Genomic DNA, 15,594 nt, shown 5'->3' with positions numbered 1-15,594 from the left:
AAAGAACAGTTCTACTAATGTTTTTTTATTAATTTATCTGTAATGCTTACTGTTCGGAACTAAAATAATTCTCTTCAGATTTTTTTTGCGTAACGTAGAATTTGCACTACAAAAACATAGGCTTTTGATCTATACCAGACTGTTTTTTTTATACGCTATTTTGCAAATTAAATTGGTCATTATTCTGTGATTGAAAAAAGTATTCCACAAGAATTTTTGGGCAATGAGAAATAGTACTAGTGACTTTGCAATTAATAGTAAAATGAAATGAAAAAAGAGTTTCAGAATGATGTTCAAGGTTTAGATCAGAATGTTTCAATCCTTAGGGAGCCAATGAAGCAGAGTGAAAAAGGCCTTTTGGGAATTTTCAGTGCAGATAATAATTCTTACAGCTACTTTGTAGAAGTTGAACAGGACATAGGAGTGTTCTATATAGATGAAACCTGCACCGATACAATTCAGTTAGCAAGTAAAAGTTCTAAAGATGATTTTGTGTGTCTTTATTATACTATTTCTGATGAAAATTCGGAACTAGTATTTAAGATTGGGTCCGAAATCATAAAAGGATGGGGATACAATTTTTTTAGCACTAATAGATTTTTGAAAGTTGAACCGAAAAACAAAGAAACGAAAGTCGATGTGTTGTGTATTTTTATGAGAAAAGAAGTGATTGCTAGACACCTTGAGAACATTAAAGGCTTTGAAAAAAAAACGTTTTTTAATGAATATTATAGTCAGAGCAATGCTTTAAGATATGAGCAGATCAGTGGCGAAAGTTTTCAACTTCTCAGAGATCTCCAAAAACTTCGACAACAGGGAGGTTTTAATGATTTTGATGTCATAGGCACTGTTTATCTGCTCTTTGCCGAGTATATTAAAAAAATGTCAGAACAAATGCTTAAAAATTCATTAATCAGCAGAAGAAATGAAGAAAGAGTAATCAAAGCACAATATTATATGCTCAAAAATATAGATAAACAATTTCCAGGAATTGAATATCTTTCGCAGTACTGCGGTATTTCGAGTAGTCTGTTCAAAAGATCATTTAAAGAAGTTACAGGATATACATCCTATAATTTTTTTATAGAAAATAAGCTTTTTAAAGCAAAGGAACTTCTTGAAGAAAGCGATTTAAGTATAGCTACAATTTCAAATGAGTTAAATTTTAGCAACCCATCCTATTTTAGTATTATGTTTAAAAAAAAATTTGGAATGCTTCCTAAATACTACAGGAAATAAATTTCAACTGCTTTGTTATGGCATTTTCGAGCAAGCACTTATAAAATTCAAATTATAGAAAATAGTGCTTTTGGAAGGATAAATGTGCATTTAAAGTATCCTAGAAAAAGATAAAGAAAGGTAATTATAATTCAAGTTTCATTCTACAATGAATTAAAAGAGGGACATTTAGTCCCTCTTTTAATAAGCTCTCCACCGAAAGCGGAGAATTATAGCGCCACTTTCTATTTACTTCATCATAATATCAAAACAAATGCTAATTATTGGAGAAATAAATTAGCATTCCTAATAAAATCATCCATTGGCCTCTTATTAAATTGTTGAAAATACCTTCTGTTTAATGTGCTAGAATTGCAATAATTAAGATCGTTGCTTATCGTATTAAGTGTTGCAAAATTCCCGCTGGTAAGAAGCTTTTTGGCAAGTTTCATTTTTTCAGCTATGAAAAATTTAGCTGGTGAAGTAAAGTTTTGCTGTTTAAAAGCTATTTTGTATTTTGATGTAGACATTCCAGCCATATTAGCCAATACTTTAATAGAAGGAAAAGAATCATGTAAATTGGAAAGCAGGTAAAACTTGGTTTTGTCGACCGCTTCCTTATTCTTAGACATAATTTTAGCAGCATAAGGCGAAGTGCCTCTTTTTAATAAATTAGCCGTTAGCTTCAGTGTAATTCCCTTCAGAAAAGAATCAAAAGATATGTCATGAATGTTTTTATTCTTCAGCTGATGCAGCAAAATAGTGCTATCAATGTCTGTTTTTCCATAGAAATTAAAAATGTTGTGTACAGCAAAAGAATCGTTCAAAGACTTGATTTTTGCGCAATGGTTTTCAAAATCTGGAAATAATCTTTTGTCAATTAAAAGCTGAAGAACAAATGTTTTTTTGCTCAACTGCGGCTCATAGCAATGAGGAATATTATTGTCTGTTATATTATAGTTAGGTTTTTCATAAAAACTCATCTGAACATCTTCATCTTTATCATTGATGTTAGTATCTGTATCGCTTAAATCGTAAGAAACAATAAAAAAGTTTCCATCCGATATTTCTCTGCTAATAGTAAGAGGCGTTTTAGCGTTTAAATTTAGCAAAGAAACAGAAATTCCAGAGATAGCCTGTGTAAAATACAAGTACCCATCGGCTGTATCTTTCGGAAACGCAATTATGGTATTTTTTAAAACCTTGGCGTCTATTTGCTCAGCCAGCTTGTCCAGCCATTGAGGAGTTAAAGTGAAATTGTATGATATTGTTTTCATAATTATTGTTGATTGATTAAAAAAAAAGTATTGTAGCCTTTTGTTAATTTTTCGGACTCTTTATTTATTTTCACTGTATATTAAAAGTAAAATGAAATAATAGTAATATTTGTAGTAACATTTAGAAAACTAATGAAGCGCAAATGCTACACGCTTTAAGTTAAACTGAGCCATATAGACGCTGTTCTAAAAATTAAACAGTATTCAATAGGAAGGGAATGTCATATTTCAAGGAGAGTTGTGGGTAAAATAGGTTATCCTTCGGTTTCCTAATGATTCTATAATCATTTAATACATTAATATGATTCTGATTTAGTAAAATTTCGAAGGATTGTAATGCTGCTTTTTGTTTGAAATTTACTTTTGTAAGTAAAAACTTTATTTTTGCTTAAAAACTTTAAAATGTAAATGCTATGTTATCAGAAAGTTAAATAAAATTTTGAAAAAAAGTCAAAAAATAATCATCAAAAGTCTTGTGCAAGCAAATAAACTGACTACCTTTGCACCCGCTTTGAAACACAAGCGAAGACAGAAGAAACAACGTTCGTAGACATATTGAATTGACAGCCGTCTTATCTGAAAGATAAGGCAACAAAAGAATAAGAGTAATGGAATCGAGAGATTCGAAAAGAACCGATAGGAAAGGCATCGATAATATAATATTAAAATATACGATGAAGAGTTTGATCCTGGCTCAGGATGAACGCTAGCGGCAGGCTTAACACATGCAAGTCGAGGGGTATGCCGATTTATCGGCAGAGACCGGCGCACGGGTGCGTAACGCGTATGCAATCTGCCTTCCACAGAGGGATAGCCCAGAGAAATTTGGATTAATACCTCATAGCATCATGTTCCGGCATCGGGATATGATTAAAGTCACAACGGTGGAAGATGAGCATGCGTCCCATTAGCTAGTTGGTAAGGTAACGGCTTACCAAGGCTACGATGGGTAGGGGTCCTGAGAGGGAGATCCCCCACACTGGTACTGAGACACGGACCAGACTCCTACGGGAGGCAGCAGTGAGGAATATTGGTCAATGGACGCAAGTCTGAACCAGCCATGCCGCGTGCAGGATGACGGTCCTATGGATTGTAAACTGCTTTTGTACGGGAAGAAACACTCCTACGTGTAGGAGCTTGACGGTACCGTAAGAATAAGGATCGGCTAACTCCGTGCCAGCAGCCGCGGTAATACGGAGGATCCAAGCGTTATCCGGAATCATTGGGTTTAAAGGGTCTGTAGGCGGTCTTGTAAGTCAGTGGTGAAAGCCCATCGCTCAACGGTGGAACGGCCATTGATACTGCTGGACTTGAATTACTGGGAAGTAACTAGAATATGTAGTGTAGCGGTGAAATGCTTAGAGATTACATGGAATACCAATTGCGAAGGCAGGTTACTACCGGTGGATTGACGCTGATGGACGAAAGCGTGGGTAGCGAACAGGATTAGATACCCTGGTAGTCCACGCCGTAAACGATGGATACTAGCTGTTGGTGGCAACATCAGTGGCTAAGCGAAAGTGATAAGTATCCCACCTGGGGAGTACGAACGCAAGTTTGAAACTCAAAGGAATTGACGGGGGCCCGCACAAGCGGTGGAGCATGTGGTTTAATTCGATGATACGCGAGGAACCTTACCAAGGCTTAAATGCAGACTGACCGATTTGGAAACAGATCTTTCGCAAGACAGTTTACAAGGTGCTGCATGGTTGTCGTCAGCTCGTGCCGTGAGGTGTCAGGTTAAGTCCTATAACGAGCGCAACCCCTGTTGTTAGTTGCCAGCGAGTGATGTCGGGAACTCTAACAAGACTGCCAGTGCAAACTGTGAGGAAGGTGGGGATGACGTCAAATCATCACGGCCCTTACGCCTTGGGCTACACACGTGCTACAATGGCCGGTACAGAGAGCAGCCACCTCGCGAGGGGGAGCGAATCTATAAAGCCGGTCACAGTTCGGATCGGAGTCTGCAACTCGACTCCGTGAAGCTGGAATCGCTAGTAATCGGATATCAGCCATGATCCGGTGAATACGTTCCCGGGCCTTGTACACACCGCCCGTCAAGCCATGGAAGCTGGGGGTGCCTGAAGTCGGTGACCGCAAGGAGCTGCCTAGGGTAAAACTGGTAACTAGGGCTAAGTCGTAACAAGGTAGCCGTACCGGAAGGTGCGGCTGGAACACCTCCTTTCTAGAGCCTGAAATGTTAGCCGGAAGGCACGTTTGGGAAATGGGATGCCAAGACTGCAGGTTTTGGATCTTGAAATTGCATTACTCTTGCTGTTAATTTAAAGAAATAAACTTTTAAGTAAAAAAAAAACAGAGTCTCGTAGCTCAGCTGGTTAGAGTACTACACTGATAATGTAGGGGTCGGCAGTTCGAGTCTGCCCGGGACTACTTTTTAAAGCTTAAAGAGAAGGAAATTCTGGATGCTGGGATTCGCCAAAAGAAATTAGAGAAGAATAAGAAATCTAAAATCTGAATTCAAAAATCTAAAATTGAAAATGGGGGATTAGCTCAGCTGGCTAGAGCGCCTGCCTTGCACGCAGGAGGTCAACGGTTCGACTCCGTTATTCTCCACCAAGGGCTATAAGCTATAAGCTGTAGGCCGTAAGCTGAGAAAGCCTAAAGCATACTGCTTTAAGCCTAAAGCATAAGAAAGTTCATTGACATATTGGGATAAGAAAATAATAAGAAAGTAGAAAGCGTTTTTATTAGCGATAATAAAAACAAAGAAAAACGGTCATAAATGATTTTATGATTGGTGCAATAAGCAAAATAAGGGCGCATGGGGAATGCCTAGGCTCTCAGAGGCGATGAAGGGCGTGATAAGCTGCGAAAAGCTGCGGGGACGGGCACACACCGACTGATCCGCAGATACCCGAATGGGGCAACCCGCTATATTGAAGATATAGCACACCGATAGGTGGGCAAACCCGCTGAACTGAAACATCTAAGTAGGCGGAGGAGAAGAAAACAAAAGTGATTCCGTAAGTAGTGGCGAGCGAACGCGGATTAGCCCAAACCAGAGCTGTTACGGCAGTTGTGGGGTTGTAGGACCGCGATATTTCATGCATAAGGAACCGGAAGCTTCTGGAAAGGAGCGCCATAGAGGGTGACAGCCCCGTACGGGCAACAAATGTAATGGATAGCGGTATCCTGAGTAGGGCGGGGCACGTGAAACCCTGTCTGAATTCGGCGGGACCATCCGCTAAGGCTAAATACTCCTGAGAGACCGATAGTGAACCAGTACCGTGAGGGAAAGGTGAAAAGAACCGTGAATAACGGAGTGAAATAGATCCTGAAACCATGCGCCTACAAGCGGTCGGAGCCCTTTAGTGGGGTGACGGCGTGCCTTTTGCATAATGAGCCTACGAGTTAACGCTGCTGGCAAGGATAAGTGGTTAAGCCATGGATCCGCAGCGAAAGCGAGTCTGAATAGGGCGCTTTAGTCAGTAGTGTTAGACGCGAAACCGTGTGATCTACCCATGGGCAGGTTGAAGCTGTGGTAACACACAGTGGAGGACCGAACCGGTTGACGTTGAAAAGTCTTCGGATGACCTGTGGGTAGGGGTGAAAGGCCAATCAAACTCGGAAATAGCTCGTACTCCCCGAAATGCATTTAGGTGCAGCGCATAAATAAGTTATATAGAGGTAGAGCTACTGATTGGATGCGGGGGCTTCACCGCCTACCAATTCCTGACAAACTCCGAATGCTATATAATGTTTCTATGCAGTGAGGGCTTGGGTGCTAAGGTCCAAGTCCGAGAGGGAAAGAACCCAGACCATCAGCTAAGGTCCCCAAATATATGCTAAGTTGAAAGAACGAGGTTTGTCTGCCCAGACAGCTAGGATGTTGGCTTGGAAGCAGCCATTCATTTAAAGAGTGCGTAACAGCTCACTAGTCGAGCGGACGAGCATGGATAATAATCGGGCATAAGCATATTACCGAAGCTATGGATTTGCATGTATTTGCAAGTGGTAGGGGAGCATTCTGACAGGGCAGAAGGTATTCCGTAAGGGGTGCTGGACCGGTCAGAAAAGAAAATGTAGGCATAAGTAACGATAATGCGGGCGAGAAACCCGCACACCGAAAAACTAAGGTTTCCACAGCTATGCTAATCAGCTGTGGGTTAGTCTGGACCTAAGGCGAACCCGAAAGGGACAGTCGATGGCCAACGGGTTAATATTCCCGTACTTCTTATTGCTGTGATGGGGTGACGGAGTGATGAAAGCGCCGCGAACTGACGGAATAGTTCGTTAAAGCACCTAGCTATATCTTTTATAGGCAAATCCGTAGAAGATGGCGAAATGCGATAGTACTCGGAGTCTTCGGACAAAGAGATAGTGCGCCTAAGGGCTTCCAAGAAAAACCTCTAAACTTCAGGCAGTAAGAACCAGTACCGTAAACCGACACAGGTAGTTGAGGAGAGAATCCTAAGGTGCTCGAGAGATTCATGGCTAAGGAATTAGGCAAAATAGACCTGTAACTTCGGGAGAAAGGTCGCCCCGAGCAATCGGGGCCGCAGTGAAGAGGTCCAGGCGACTGTTTATCAAAAACACAGGGCTCTGCAAAATCGCAAGATGAAGTATAGGGCCTGACACCTGCCCGGTGCTGGAAGGTTAAGAGGAGATGTTATCTTCGGAGAAGCATTGAATTGAAGCCCCAGTAAACGGCGGCCGTAACTATAACGGTCCTAAGGTAGCGAAATTCCTTGTCGGGTAAGTTCCGACCTGCACGAATGGTGTAACGATCTGGACACTGTCTCAGCCATGAGCTCGGTGAAATTGTAGTAACGGTGAAGATGCCGTTTACCCGCAGTGGGACGAAAAGACCCTGTGCACCTTTACTATAGCTTAGTATTGACCTTGGATAAATGATGTGTAGGATAGGTTGGAGACTATGAAGCGGCGTCGCCAGGCGTTGTGGAGTCATTGTTGAAATACAACCCTTTGTTTATCTGAGGCCTAACCCCGCGATGTGGGGGACAGTGCTTGGTGGGTAGTTTGACTGGGGTGGTCGCCTCCAAAAGAGTAACGGAGGCTTCTAAAGGTTCCCTCAGTACGCTTGGTAACCGTGCGTAGAGTGCAATGGCATAAGGGAGCTTGACTGAGAGACATACAGGTCGATCAGGTACGAAAGTAGAGCATAGTGATCCGGTGGTTCCGCATGGAAGGGCCATCGCTCAAAGGATAAAAGGTACGCCGGGGATAACAGGCTGATCTCCCCCAAGAGCTCATATCGACGGGGGGGTTTGGCACCTCGATGTCGGCTCGTCACATCCTGGGGCTGGAGAAGGTCCCAAGGGTTGGGCTGTTCGCCCATTAAAGTGGCACGCGAGCTGGGTTCAGAACGTCGTGAGACAGTTCGGTCTCTATCTACTGCGGGCGTTAGAAATTTGAGTGGATCTGATTCTAGTACGAGAGGACCGAATTGGACAAACCTCTAGTGTATCTGTTGTCCCGCCAGGGGCACCGCAGAGTAGCTACGTTTGGAAGGGATAAGCGCTGAAAGCATATAAGCGCGAAACCCACCACAAGATGAGATTTCTTTTAAGGATCGTGGAAGATGACCACGTTGATAGGCTACAGATGTAAAGGCAGTAATGTCACAGTCGAGTAGTACTAATAATCCGTAAGCTTATGCACAGACTTTTTCCTCCCGGGCAATCGGGAGGAAGGAACTTTCTAAAAAATAAAGCTTATTTGTTTCTTTATCCCAGTATGTTAAAATATTTGCCCGTCGCGGGCAGTCTTTAAGCCGAAAGATTAAAGCCAAAAGCCGAAAGGCTTTAAAACTTTAAGACTTGTGACTTTGGACTAAAAACCTTAAGGTGGTTATTGCGGCGGGGCTCACCTCTTCCCATCCCGAACAGAGAAGTTAAGCCCGCCTGCGCAGATGGTACTGCAGTATTGTGGGAGAGTATGTCGTCGCCTTTCTTTTGAAAACCCCATCCGTTACGGATGGGGTTTTTTTGTATGCGGAATTTTGGCTCTCCGCAAAAAATGCTCTTGCAGCGCCGCAGGCCCGAAATCCCCCTGCCGCAGGGCTGCGTTAGGGATGGGAGCGGCATCCTTTTGCGGGATATGCAGGACTTCTTTTCCCCGCAGACCCCGACCGCAAAAGATACAGCGGACAGCCCGGCCCGAAGGGAAACGCTATCAGCATTTGAAGCTTGATGCTACTTGAATTTATTTGCCAGTCAATTTTAGAAAGTAATCTTATATTTTTTAGATTTTTTCAAAATAAAACCTAAAAGAGAGGTCCACTGTATAAACCTCTCTTTAATTATATCTTTATCGATAAATCTTTCTAATTTTATCTGTACTTTATATTAATGCTAATAATATCCGAAGTCATATTAGTGGTTCTGGTATAATGACCGTAACGTATCTCTAAAGTGTTCCAGTGTTTAAGGCCAAAAATACCATTTGGCGGAGTAAATTTCATTCCCATTCCAAAGAAACTACTGTCAAACTTTGACAAATCATAATTGCTGGTGTAGAATTCGTCAGCTGCAGTATGTTCTCCATAAGGTTTGAAATACTTGGTTCCAGTTTGGGTGTAATATCTGTAAAAAGGACTTATTGAAAAAGCTTGGGTAAGCTTTACAGGAATTTCCAAATCCGCTGTGTGCGCTTTCAAATTCCAGTCATCAGTATAATATCGATAATATGCTCTAATGATCATATTATCACCCAGAAAATAGCTTGCTCTGATGGCTAGAGGAATTTTAAGTCTGGTGTCGGGCATTTTCTCTTGATGCACGGAGCCATCTAAAAAGTAAACTCTGTGAAATGGAAGACTTAAATAGCCGTTTTGGCTAATTACATCTCCAATTAGCATTATCTGGAGGTTTTTATTTATAACCTGAGAATAGCTTAAAGTTCCTGCAAAAGTATTTCGGCTGGCACTGCCATATCCTTCATTTCCTGAAGGACGAAGCTCAATAGGTTCAATCAGTTTTAACTGATCGATAAATGTCTGGAATTTGGCGGTAAACTCTCCATTTTTGTTTCTTGTTTTCTGAGAGAAGGAAATATTCCCTCCAAACGACTGATAATCAAATTCGGTCGAGGATGAAATCCCTATAGCATAAGCTCTTCCTTTTTCTTCATTCTCTCTTAAATAAGTCAGCGAGGGATAAAAACGATTGTCTGAAGAAGAAGCTGATGAATTGGCACTTAAATCAATCATATCTGACGACGCAGAGGTATAATGGTCAATTCCTGCTTCAATATCAAAAGTATGTTTGATTCCAGTTTCTCCATATTTAATCAATCGAACATCTATTGTATTGGCAATATCAGTAAGATGCTCAGTACCAATTCCTCCTGTAACGGCAGAATTGTTTCCATCTTGCTTATAGTAGCTTGACACTAGATTGACTTCTTCGAGTTTTAATTTTTTGCTTTTATAGCCCGTAGAGTCTGTCGGGACATTCTGTGCTCTTGATTGGAACAATGCCAGAAGAGCAGCTCCTGTAAGGATTATTCTTTTCATTTTTTTTAATATGAAAATTAGTTGCAGCCGCAGCCTCCGCCGCTTTTTCCTGAATTTGCCCCGGAAGCCCCTTCGCGGTAGGATTGGGAGCTAAGTTCCGTTTTTTCAATTTTCCTGTTGGAAAGGACCATTTCAGAATCGTTGAGTTTTCCTTTCTGATATTCCTTTACACTAGTACAGGAGGCAAACAGCAGGCCGGCAAGAGCAGTACTGCATAATAATGCAAATTTTTTTTGCGTTGGCTTTTTCATTTCAGACGTATGTTTTTGGATGTGTAAATTTTGTTGCTATCGTCAATTATAATGCAGTATAGATCAGGTATCTGATCTATTAAAAATAAGCCCGCTCTAATTCCCATAACGGCTATTGGAGTAGCCATTGCATCTGCAAATTCTGCATTTGAAGCGATAATGGTCACGCTTTTGATTCCGGTTATGGGAAGGCCTGTTTTTGGGTCAATTGTGTGCGAATATTTTTTACCGTCAATGGTTATAAATTTTTCGTAATTTCCTGAAGTTGCCACTGCTTTGTTTGATATCTCCATGTAGGAGAAAGCAGCGTTTGGAGAGTTTGGATCTGCCACTCCAATGGTCCATTTTCTGCCGTCTGGCTGCAGTCCCCAAGCAGAGAGATCGCCGCTGGCATTAATGATGCCGCTTTGGACATTGTGTTTAAGCAGGACTTGCTTGGCCATTTCAGCAGCATATCCCTTTCCAATGCCGCCAAAACCAATCCTCATTCCTTTTTCCTTCAGAAAGACAGTTGTATTTTCCCTGTCAAGTATAATATTTCGATAATCAATAAGATGTACCATTTTTAGGGCAGTTGCAACGTCTGGGAGTTTGGTCATGGTTTTGTCAAAATTCCAAAGACTTTTGTCGATGCTTCCATAAGAAATATCAAATGCTCCTTGGGTTATGCGGGAGATTCCGATAGATCTTTCGATAAGATTAAAAACTTCCAAATCTACTTTGACAGGCCTGATTCCTGCATTCTGGTTGATTAGATTCGTCTGGCTGTCTTCTTTGTAAGTCGTCAGAAGTTTTTCAATACGTCTGATTTCTTCAACGGCGAGATTGATATTCTCATTTCCTGTTTTTTCATTGTTGGCAACAACTGTAATGGTAAAGTTGTTTCCCATTAGTTTTAGGGACTGAGAGTATTTATGGCTTTGGCCTATACTATTTTCGGCTTTCACAGATTGCTTTTATTTCGGCTGTCCATTGTTCTGGTGAAGATTCAGGTTTTCCATACCAGGTTTTAATTACTTTACCTTCAGAATCAAGAAGAAGTGTCAAGGGGAAATTTCCTTCTTTATTATATATTTCGGCTAAATCTTCGTTGCGCTTTACCTGCTGGTCTGTTCCAATATTTTTCTTTTTTCGGGGAAAATCAGCGTTAACCAGCACCAGGTTTTCATTTGCCATAGCAGTGAAAACTTCACTTTCAAAATAGTCTTTGCGCAAGACGATGCAAGGTCCGCACCAGTCTGAACCGGAGAAGTTCAATAGAATTAATTCGTGTTTTTCCTTTGCAGTTTTTTTTGCATTATTAAAGTCAGGTTCCCAGTTAATTGGCAGGACTGTCAGTAAAAGGAATAATGTAATTAGTTTCATTTAGCAGTCTGTTTTTAGATATATACGAAATAACGAATTGCATTGAATCTTATTTTCCCATCTTGCTTAAGATTGAATTAATTTTTCTAAGCAGTCTGAACCCCAAAAATGTATCCCACCAAGGCTGATGCTGCCATTGCGAAAGTACCCCAGATACAGATGCGCAGAACAGCTTTCAAAATATTTGATCCTCCTGCCTTAGCTGCTAAAACTCCTGACAAGGCCAAAAAAAGTATCGAAAAGCCATATTGATAAAATACCATATCTTTAATAGGCGCAAAAATAGCAATCAGCAGAGGAAGCAATCCTCCGACGATAAATGATACTGCAGATGCGAGAGCAGCTATTAAAGGATTTGCTCGGGTAACTTCGGTAATTCCAAGTTCGTCTCTGGCATGAGTTTCGAGTGCATTATGTGCAGTTAATTCTACTGCAACTTGATGGGCAAGTTCTTTATTTAGGCCTCTCTTAATATAGATGTCTGCTAATTCTTTCAGTTCCTCCTCGGGCATGGTTTGGAGTGCATATTTTTCTCTTTTTAAATCAGCAGATTCCACATCTGACTGTGAACTTACTGATACATACTCCCCAGCAGCCATAGAAAGAGCTCCCGCAACCAATCCTGCTAAGGCAGCAAGTAAAATAGGCTCTCTCGTCACGCTTGCTGCTGCAACACCGATGGCTAAACTTGTGGTGGAAAGAATTCCGTCATTTGCGCCAAGAACTGCAGCTCTTAGCCAGCCACTTCTGTTGATATAATGGTTTTCAGTGTGCATAGCTTAAATTATAATGATTTAATCGAGTTGGGAATTCTGGTATTTTTCTGCGCTTCTCCAAAATTAGATTTTACTTTTCCATTTTTGAAAATCATAAATATGAATTTGGCGTACATTTGGACTTATACTAAAGGAAATTTTCAAAATAGAATCCCTATATTGCTATAATTCATTTAAGACAGATAGGTTAGTTTTTCTGTAAGACTCTTATCCCAGAAGTTTTTTTGATTGTCTATAAAAAAGTAATTAGGCTACTGTTAGGAAAATCCTTCTTATTTAATTAGGAAATAATTAAAAATACTAGAGATATGCCCCAAAATTGACTTGGGGCGCTTTGCTTTACATTTTTGTAATGATGAATTCGCTTCGGCGGTTGACTTGATGCTGTGCTTCTGTACAGGGAACTCCGTTAGAACAATTATTAAGCAGTTGGGTTTCTCCATAACCAATGGCACTTTCTATTCTTTCGGGAGCGACGCCTTGAGAAATTAAATAATCTCTTGTGGCTTTGGCTCTTCGGTCAGACAATTCCAGATTGTATTGGTCATTGGCGCGGGAGTCGGTATGCGATTCGATTTTGATGACGACAGTATTGTACTGATGCATTAAAAGAACCACTTTGTTTAGTTCGATTGCGGCATCATAACGGATTTCTGATTTATCTAAATCAAAGTAAATAATTCCGATTTTTATTTTTAAAAGACCATTTTCGCGAACAACCAAAGCTGGATCTAAACCAACTATAGCTTCAGTTCTTCCTGAGCTGTTTGCTGTTGTAACGGCTTTAGCATTATTGTTATAATTTTCTTTTGAGACTTCGATTGTATACGGCGTATTGCAATTTACATTGCTATTAAAATCGTATTTTCCGTCGAGTTGAGAAACAGTTTCAGCGACTTTTATTCCGTTTGCATTTTTAAGCGTTACCATAGCTCCGGCAATTCGGTTATTTGAAATTGCATCAAAGACATAACCGCTTATCGCTTGATTGCACGATCTTTCAAAAGAATAAATATCGTCATCGCCTTTTCCTGTTTTTCTATTAGAGCAAACAAAGCCTCTATTGGTAGCTTCGTTTACAATGTAGCCAAAATCGTCCCTGTTGCTGTTTAATGGCGCTCCGAGATTGGCTGGAGCATCAAAAACGCCGTCATTTATTCGGCTTTCAAATACGTCTAAACCTCCTAGACCCAAGAATCCATCAGAAGAAAAGTAAAGTGCCTGATCGGTAATGTACGGGAACATTTCGCGTCCTGTTGTATTTATTTTTTCGCCTAAGTTTTTTGGCTGTGAGAATTGATTATTGCCTAAAATATCCACTACAAAAATATCTGTAGAACCAATTGTTCCAGGCATATCCGATACAAAATATAACTTTTTGCCGTCTTTGCTTACCGACGGATGCCCAACAGAATAGCTGTCACTATTAAAAGGCAGTTCCTGAATATCTTTCCAAGAAACTGTGCCATTGCCGTTTTCAACTGCTGTAGCAGAAAAAATCTTTAGATTATTGATGCCTTTGCTGTCGCGTTTTAATTTTCCGTTATAATTGTTTCGGGTAAAATAAATCGTTTTTTCGTCTGGAGAAAAAGCGATGCAGGCTTCGTGATATTTGGTGGTAATATCCTTTCCAAAGCGTTCTTTAAAAGTGACATTCGATTGTGTTTCGCTTATTTTTCCTAATTGCATATTAAGGTAAGGCTGATCATTCCAACCGTATTTTTCAGTTTTAAAATATGAAGAATCAATTGTCGTAGAGTAGACTAAATCTCCTCTGTAAAACATTGGTCCAAAATCTGAATAGGCAGAATTAATGTCCAAATTTTCAAGGACAAAAGATGGTTTTATATTTTCAATATCTTCTAATGTCACATTTTTAAGAGAAAAGTTCTTGGCTCGTGCGTCTGTCGATTTTTGTTTTTCAGCGAAGCTCTTCATCCATTTCTTGGCAAGTTCATAATTTTGAATCCCTTGCAGCGACTGGGCATAACGAAATAGATACTCAGACGAAACTTCATTAGGATATTCCGCAATCAGTTTGCCGTACCATTTTGATGCGCTTGACATTTTTGTATTAAAATAATAAGCATCTCCAAGCCGCTGAAGCGTTTCTTTTGATGCGTCTCCATTATTGATGGAAAGCTCGTACGATTTTGCGGCTTCCACATAATACATCTTATCAAAAAGAGCATCGGCAGTTTTGTTTTTGGTTTGTGAATGAATCAGCTGTATAACCAATAATGCGAGTATAGTAATTGTTCTTTTCATAGACTATCCGTATTAAAAGAATCTTGGTGATTTTAATCCTTTTTTGCGTGAAACCAGTTCAAAACGAAGCATAATTTCATGTGTGCCGCTGTTGTAATTCTGCAAAGCAGTTGTCGTATAATCATAAGCGTAGCCAGCCATAATCATTGGTGTAATCTGGATTCCGACAAGACCGCTTACAGAATCTGAAGTACGATAAGAAGCTCCAAGTGTCAATACATTATTGAACATGAAATTGGCTGAAAAATCGGCAATCATAGGAGCTCCTGCAACATATTTTACAAAAACGGCAGGTTTAAATTTGGTATGTGCCGAAAGATCAAAGACGATACCTCCAATAAGATAAACGTGTATTCTCTGATTGACTAAATCTTCGCTGATATCGTCATAAGTGTAGCGTTCTCGGGTCATGAAATTCGGAATAGAGACTCCTATATAATCTCTTTCTCCATGCCAGTACAACCCAGCGCCCACAACAGGCAGGAATTTGTTGGTAATGTTTTCACGAAATTGCACATCGGGATCTTTATAGCTTCCTTTAGACCAATCGATATTGATGACACGCCCGCCGCCTTTTAGACCAAAGGAAAGTTTGTGCGTTTCGCCAGATTTAATGGTATAAGAGAAGTTGGCATCTAAGTATTGCTCGTCTGTTGGTCCAATTTCTTCGTTTACAATGGAAATTCCAAGACCTACATTTTTTCCGACAGGAGTGTCTAATGAAAAACTTTGGGTATCTGGAGCGCCTTCTATACCAACCCATTGCGTTCTGTAAATGCCTGTTATGGCCAGATGTCCTAACGAACCCGCGTAGGCAGAGTTTACGGTGAGTGTATTGTACATATATTGCGTGTATTGCGGGTCCTGCTGTGCAAAGGCTCCACATATCGAGAATAGAGTAATTATCGCGAAAACCTTTTTTATATTTTTAATCATAGCCA

9 protein-coding genes, 2 tRNA genes and 3 rRNA genes are annotated in these 15,594 nt (G+C 40.5%); 6 read left to right on the top strand and 8 right to left on the bottom strand.

The features are described from left to right. Nucleotides 1-267: 267 nt before the first annotated feature. Nucleotides 268-1,239 (top strand): AraC family transcriptional regulator, encoded by a 972-nt coding sequence (locus N4T20_RS18605; protein ID WP_260670565.1) that lies wholly within the window; start codon nucleotides 268-270, stop codon nucleotides 1,237-1,239. A 260-nt stretch (nucleotides 1,240-1,499) separates the two neighbouring features. On the opposite strand, the gene N4T20_RS18600 is transcribed toward N4T20_RS18605, so the two are convergent. After that, on the bottom strand, nucleotides 1,500-2,495 hold the full coding sequence (locus N4T20_RS18600; protein ID WP_260670564.1) for an AraC family transcriptional regulator: 996 nt from the start codon (nucleotides 2,493-2,495) through the stop codon (nucleotides 1,500-1,502). 671 nt (nucleotides 2,496-3,166) lie between these two features. Here N4T20_RS18600 and N4T20_RS18595 point away from each other — a divergent pair. The 5 genes from N4T20_RS18595 to rrf all read left to right on the top strand — a co-directional run bounded on the left by N4T20_RS18595 (nucleotide 3,167) and on the right by rrf (nucleotide 8,429). Continuing rightward, nucleotides 3,167-4,680 (top strand): 16S ribosomal RNA (locus N4T20_RS18595). A gap of 132 nt (nucleotides 4,681-4,812) precedes the next feature. After that, nucleotides 4,813-4,886, top strand: a tRNA-Ile gene (locus N4T20_RS18590). Nucleotides 4,887-4,995: 109 nt separating this feature from the next. Continuing rightward, nucleotides 4,996-5,072 (top strand) — tRNA-Ala (locus N4T20_RS18585). Nucleotides 5,073-5,256: 184 nt separating this feature from the next. Beyond that, nucleotides 5,257-8,138, top strand: a 23S ribosomal RNA gene (locus tag N4T20_RS18580). Between the two features lie 181 nt (nucleotides 8,139-8,319). Then, nucleotides 8,320-8,429: ribosomal RNA gene (rrf, locus tag N4T20_RS18575) — 5S ribosomal RNA — on the top strand. The 16S, 23S and 5S rRNA genes sit together here with 2 tRNA genes alongside, the layout of an rRNA operon. 379 nt (nucleotides 8,430-8,808) lie before the next feature. On the opposite strand, the gene N4T20_RS18570 is transcribed toward rrf, so the two are convergent. The 7 genes from N4T20_RS18570 to N4T20_RS18540 form a co-directional block, all read right to left on the bottom strand. Continuing rightward, entirely contained in the window at nucleotides 8,809-9,993 is a 1,185-nt protein-coding gene (locus tag N4T20_RS18570; RefSeq protein WP_260670562.1) for a DUF3570 domain-containing protein, read from the bottom strand. Nucleotides 9,994-10,010: 17 nt separating this feature from the next. Continuing rightward, on the bottom strand, nucleotides 10,011-10,244 hold the full coding sequence (locus N4T20_RS18565) for a DUF4266 domain-containing protein (protein ID WP_260670560.1): 234 nt from the start codon (nucleotides 10,242-10,244) through the stop codon (nucleotides 10,011-10,013). Next, on the bottom strand, nucleotides 10,241-11,134 hold the full coding sequence (locus N4T20_RS18560; protein WP_260670559.1) for an FAD:protein FMN transferase: 894 nt from the start codon (nucleotides 11,132-11,134) through the stop codon (nucleotides 10,241-10,243). Before N4T20_RS18560 ends, N4T20_RS18565 begins: the two co-directional genes overlap by 4 nt. A 40-nt stretch (nucleotides 11,135-11,174) precedes the next feature. Next, a complete protein-coding gene (locus N4T20_RS18555; protein ID WP_260670558.1) occupies nucleotides 11,175-11,609 on the bottom strand; it encodes a thioredoxin family protein in 435 nt (144 codons plus the stop codon). Between the two features lie 86 nt (nucleotides 11,610-11,695). Beyond that, nucleotides 11,696-12,385 (bottom strand): VIT family protein, encoded by a 690-nt coding sequence (locus tag N4T20_RS18550; RefSeq protein WP_260670557.1) that lies wholly within the window; start codon nucleotides 12,383-12,385, stop codon nucleotides 11,696-11,698. 339 nt (nucleotides 12,386-12,724) lie between these two features. Then, nucleotides 12,725-14,653, bottom strand: coding sequence for an OmpA family protein (locus N4T20_RS18545; RefSeq protein ID WP_260670556.1), 1,929 nt, complete (start codon nucleotides 14,651-14,653; stop codon nucleotides 12,725-12,727). Between the two features lie 12 nt (nucleotides 14,654-14,665). Continuing rightward, complete coding sequence (locus N4T20_RS18540) at nucleotides 14,666-15,589, bottom strand: type IX secretion system membrane protein PorP/SprF (RefSeq protein WP_260670555.1); 924 nt, start codon at nucleotides 15,587-15,589, stop codon at nucleotides 14,666-14,668. Between the last annotated feature and the right edge of the window lie 5 nt (nucleotides 15,590-15,594).

It is taken from the genome of Flavobacterium sp. TR2, assembly GCF_025252405.1.
In the GTDB taxonomy this organism is placed as follows: Bacteria; Bacteroidota; Bacteroidia; order Flavobacteriales; family Flavobacteriaceae; genus Flavobacterium.
The sequence above is the reverse complement of the archived record's forward strand: the minus strand, read 5'-3'. Positions and strand labels throughout refer to the sequence as shown.

What these genes read in the sequence shown, in the direction of transcription:
- N4T20_RS18605 (WP_260670565.1), top strand. Translation starts at nt 268, where the DNA reads ATGAAAAAAGAGTTTCAGAATGATGTTCAAGGTTTAGATCAGAATGTT.
- N4T20_RS18600 (WP_260670564.1), bottom strand. Translation starts at nt 2,495, where the DNA reads ATGAAAACAATATCATACAATTTCACTTTAACTCCTCAATGGCTGGAC.
- N4T20_RS18570 (WP_260670562.1), bottom strand. Translation starts at nt 9,993, where the DNA reads ATGAAAAGAATAATCCTTACAGGAGCTGCTCTTCTGGCATTGTTCCAA.
- N4T20_RS18565 (WP_260670560.1), bottom strand. Translation starts at nt 10,244, where the DNA reads ATGAAAAAGCCAACGCAAAAAAAATTTGCATTATTATGCAGTACTGCT.
- N4T20_RS18560 (WP_260670559.1), bottom strand. Translation starts at nt 11,134, where the DNA reads ATGGGAAACAACTTTACCATTACAGTTGTTGCCAACAATGAAAAAACA.
- N4T20_RS18555 (WP_260670558.1), bottom strand. Translation starts at nt 11,609, where the DNA reads ATGAAACTAATTACATTATTCCTTTTACTGACAGTCCTGCCAATTAAC.
- N4T20_RS18550 (WP_260670557.1), bottom strand. Translation starts at nt 12,385, where the DNA reads ATGCACACTGAAAACCATTATATCAACAGAAGTGGCTGGCTAAGAGCT.
- N4T20_RS18545 (WP_260670556.1), bottom strand. Translation starts at nt 14,653, where the DNA reads ATGAAAAGAACAATTACTATACTCGCATTATTGGTTATACAGCTGATT.
- N4T20_RS18540 (WP_260670555.1), bottom strand. Translation starts at nt 15,589, where the DNA reads ATGATTAAAAATATAAAAAAGGTTTTCGCGATAATTACTCTATTCTCG.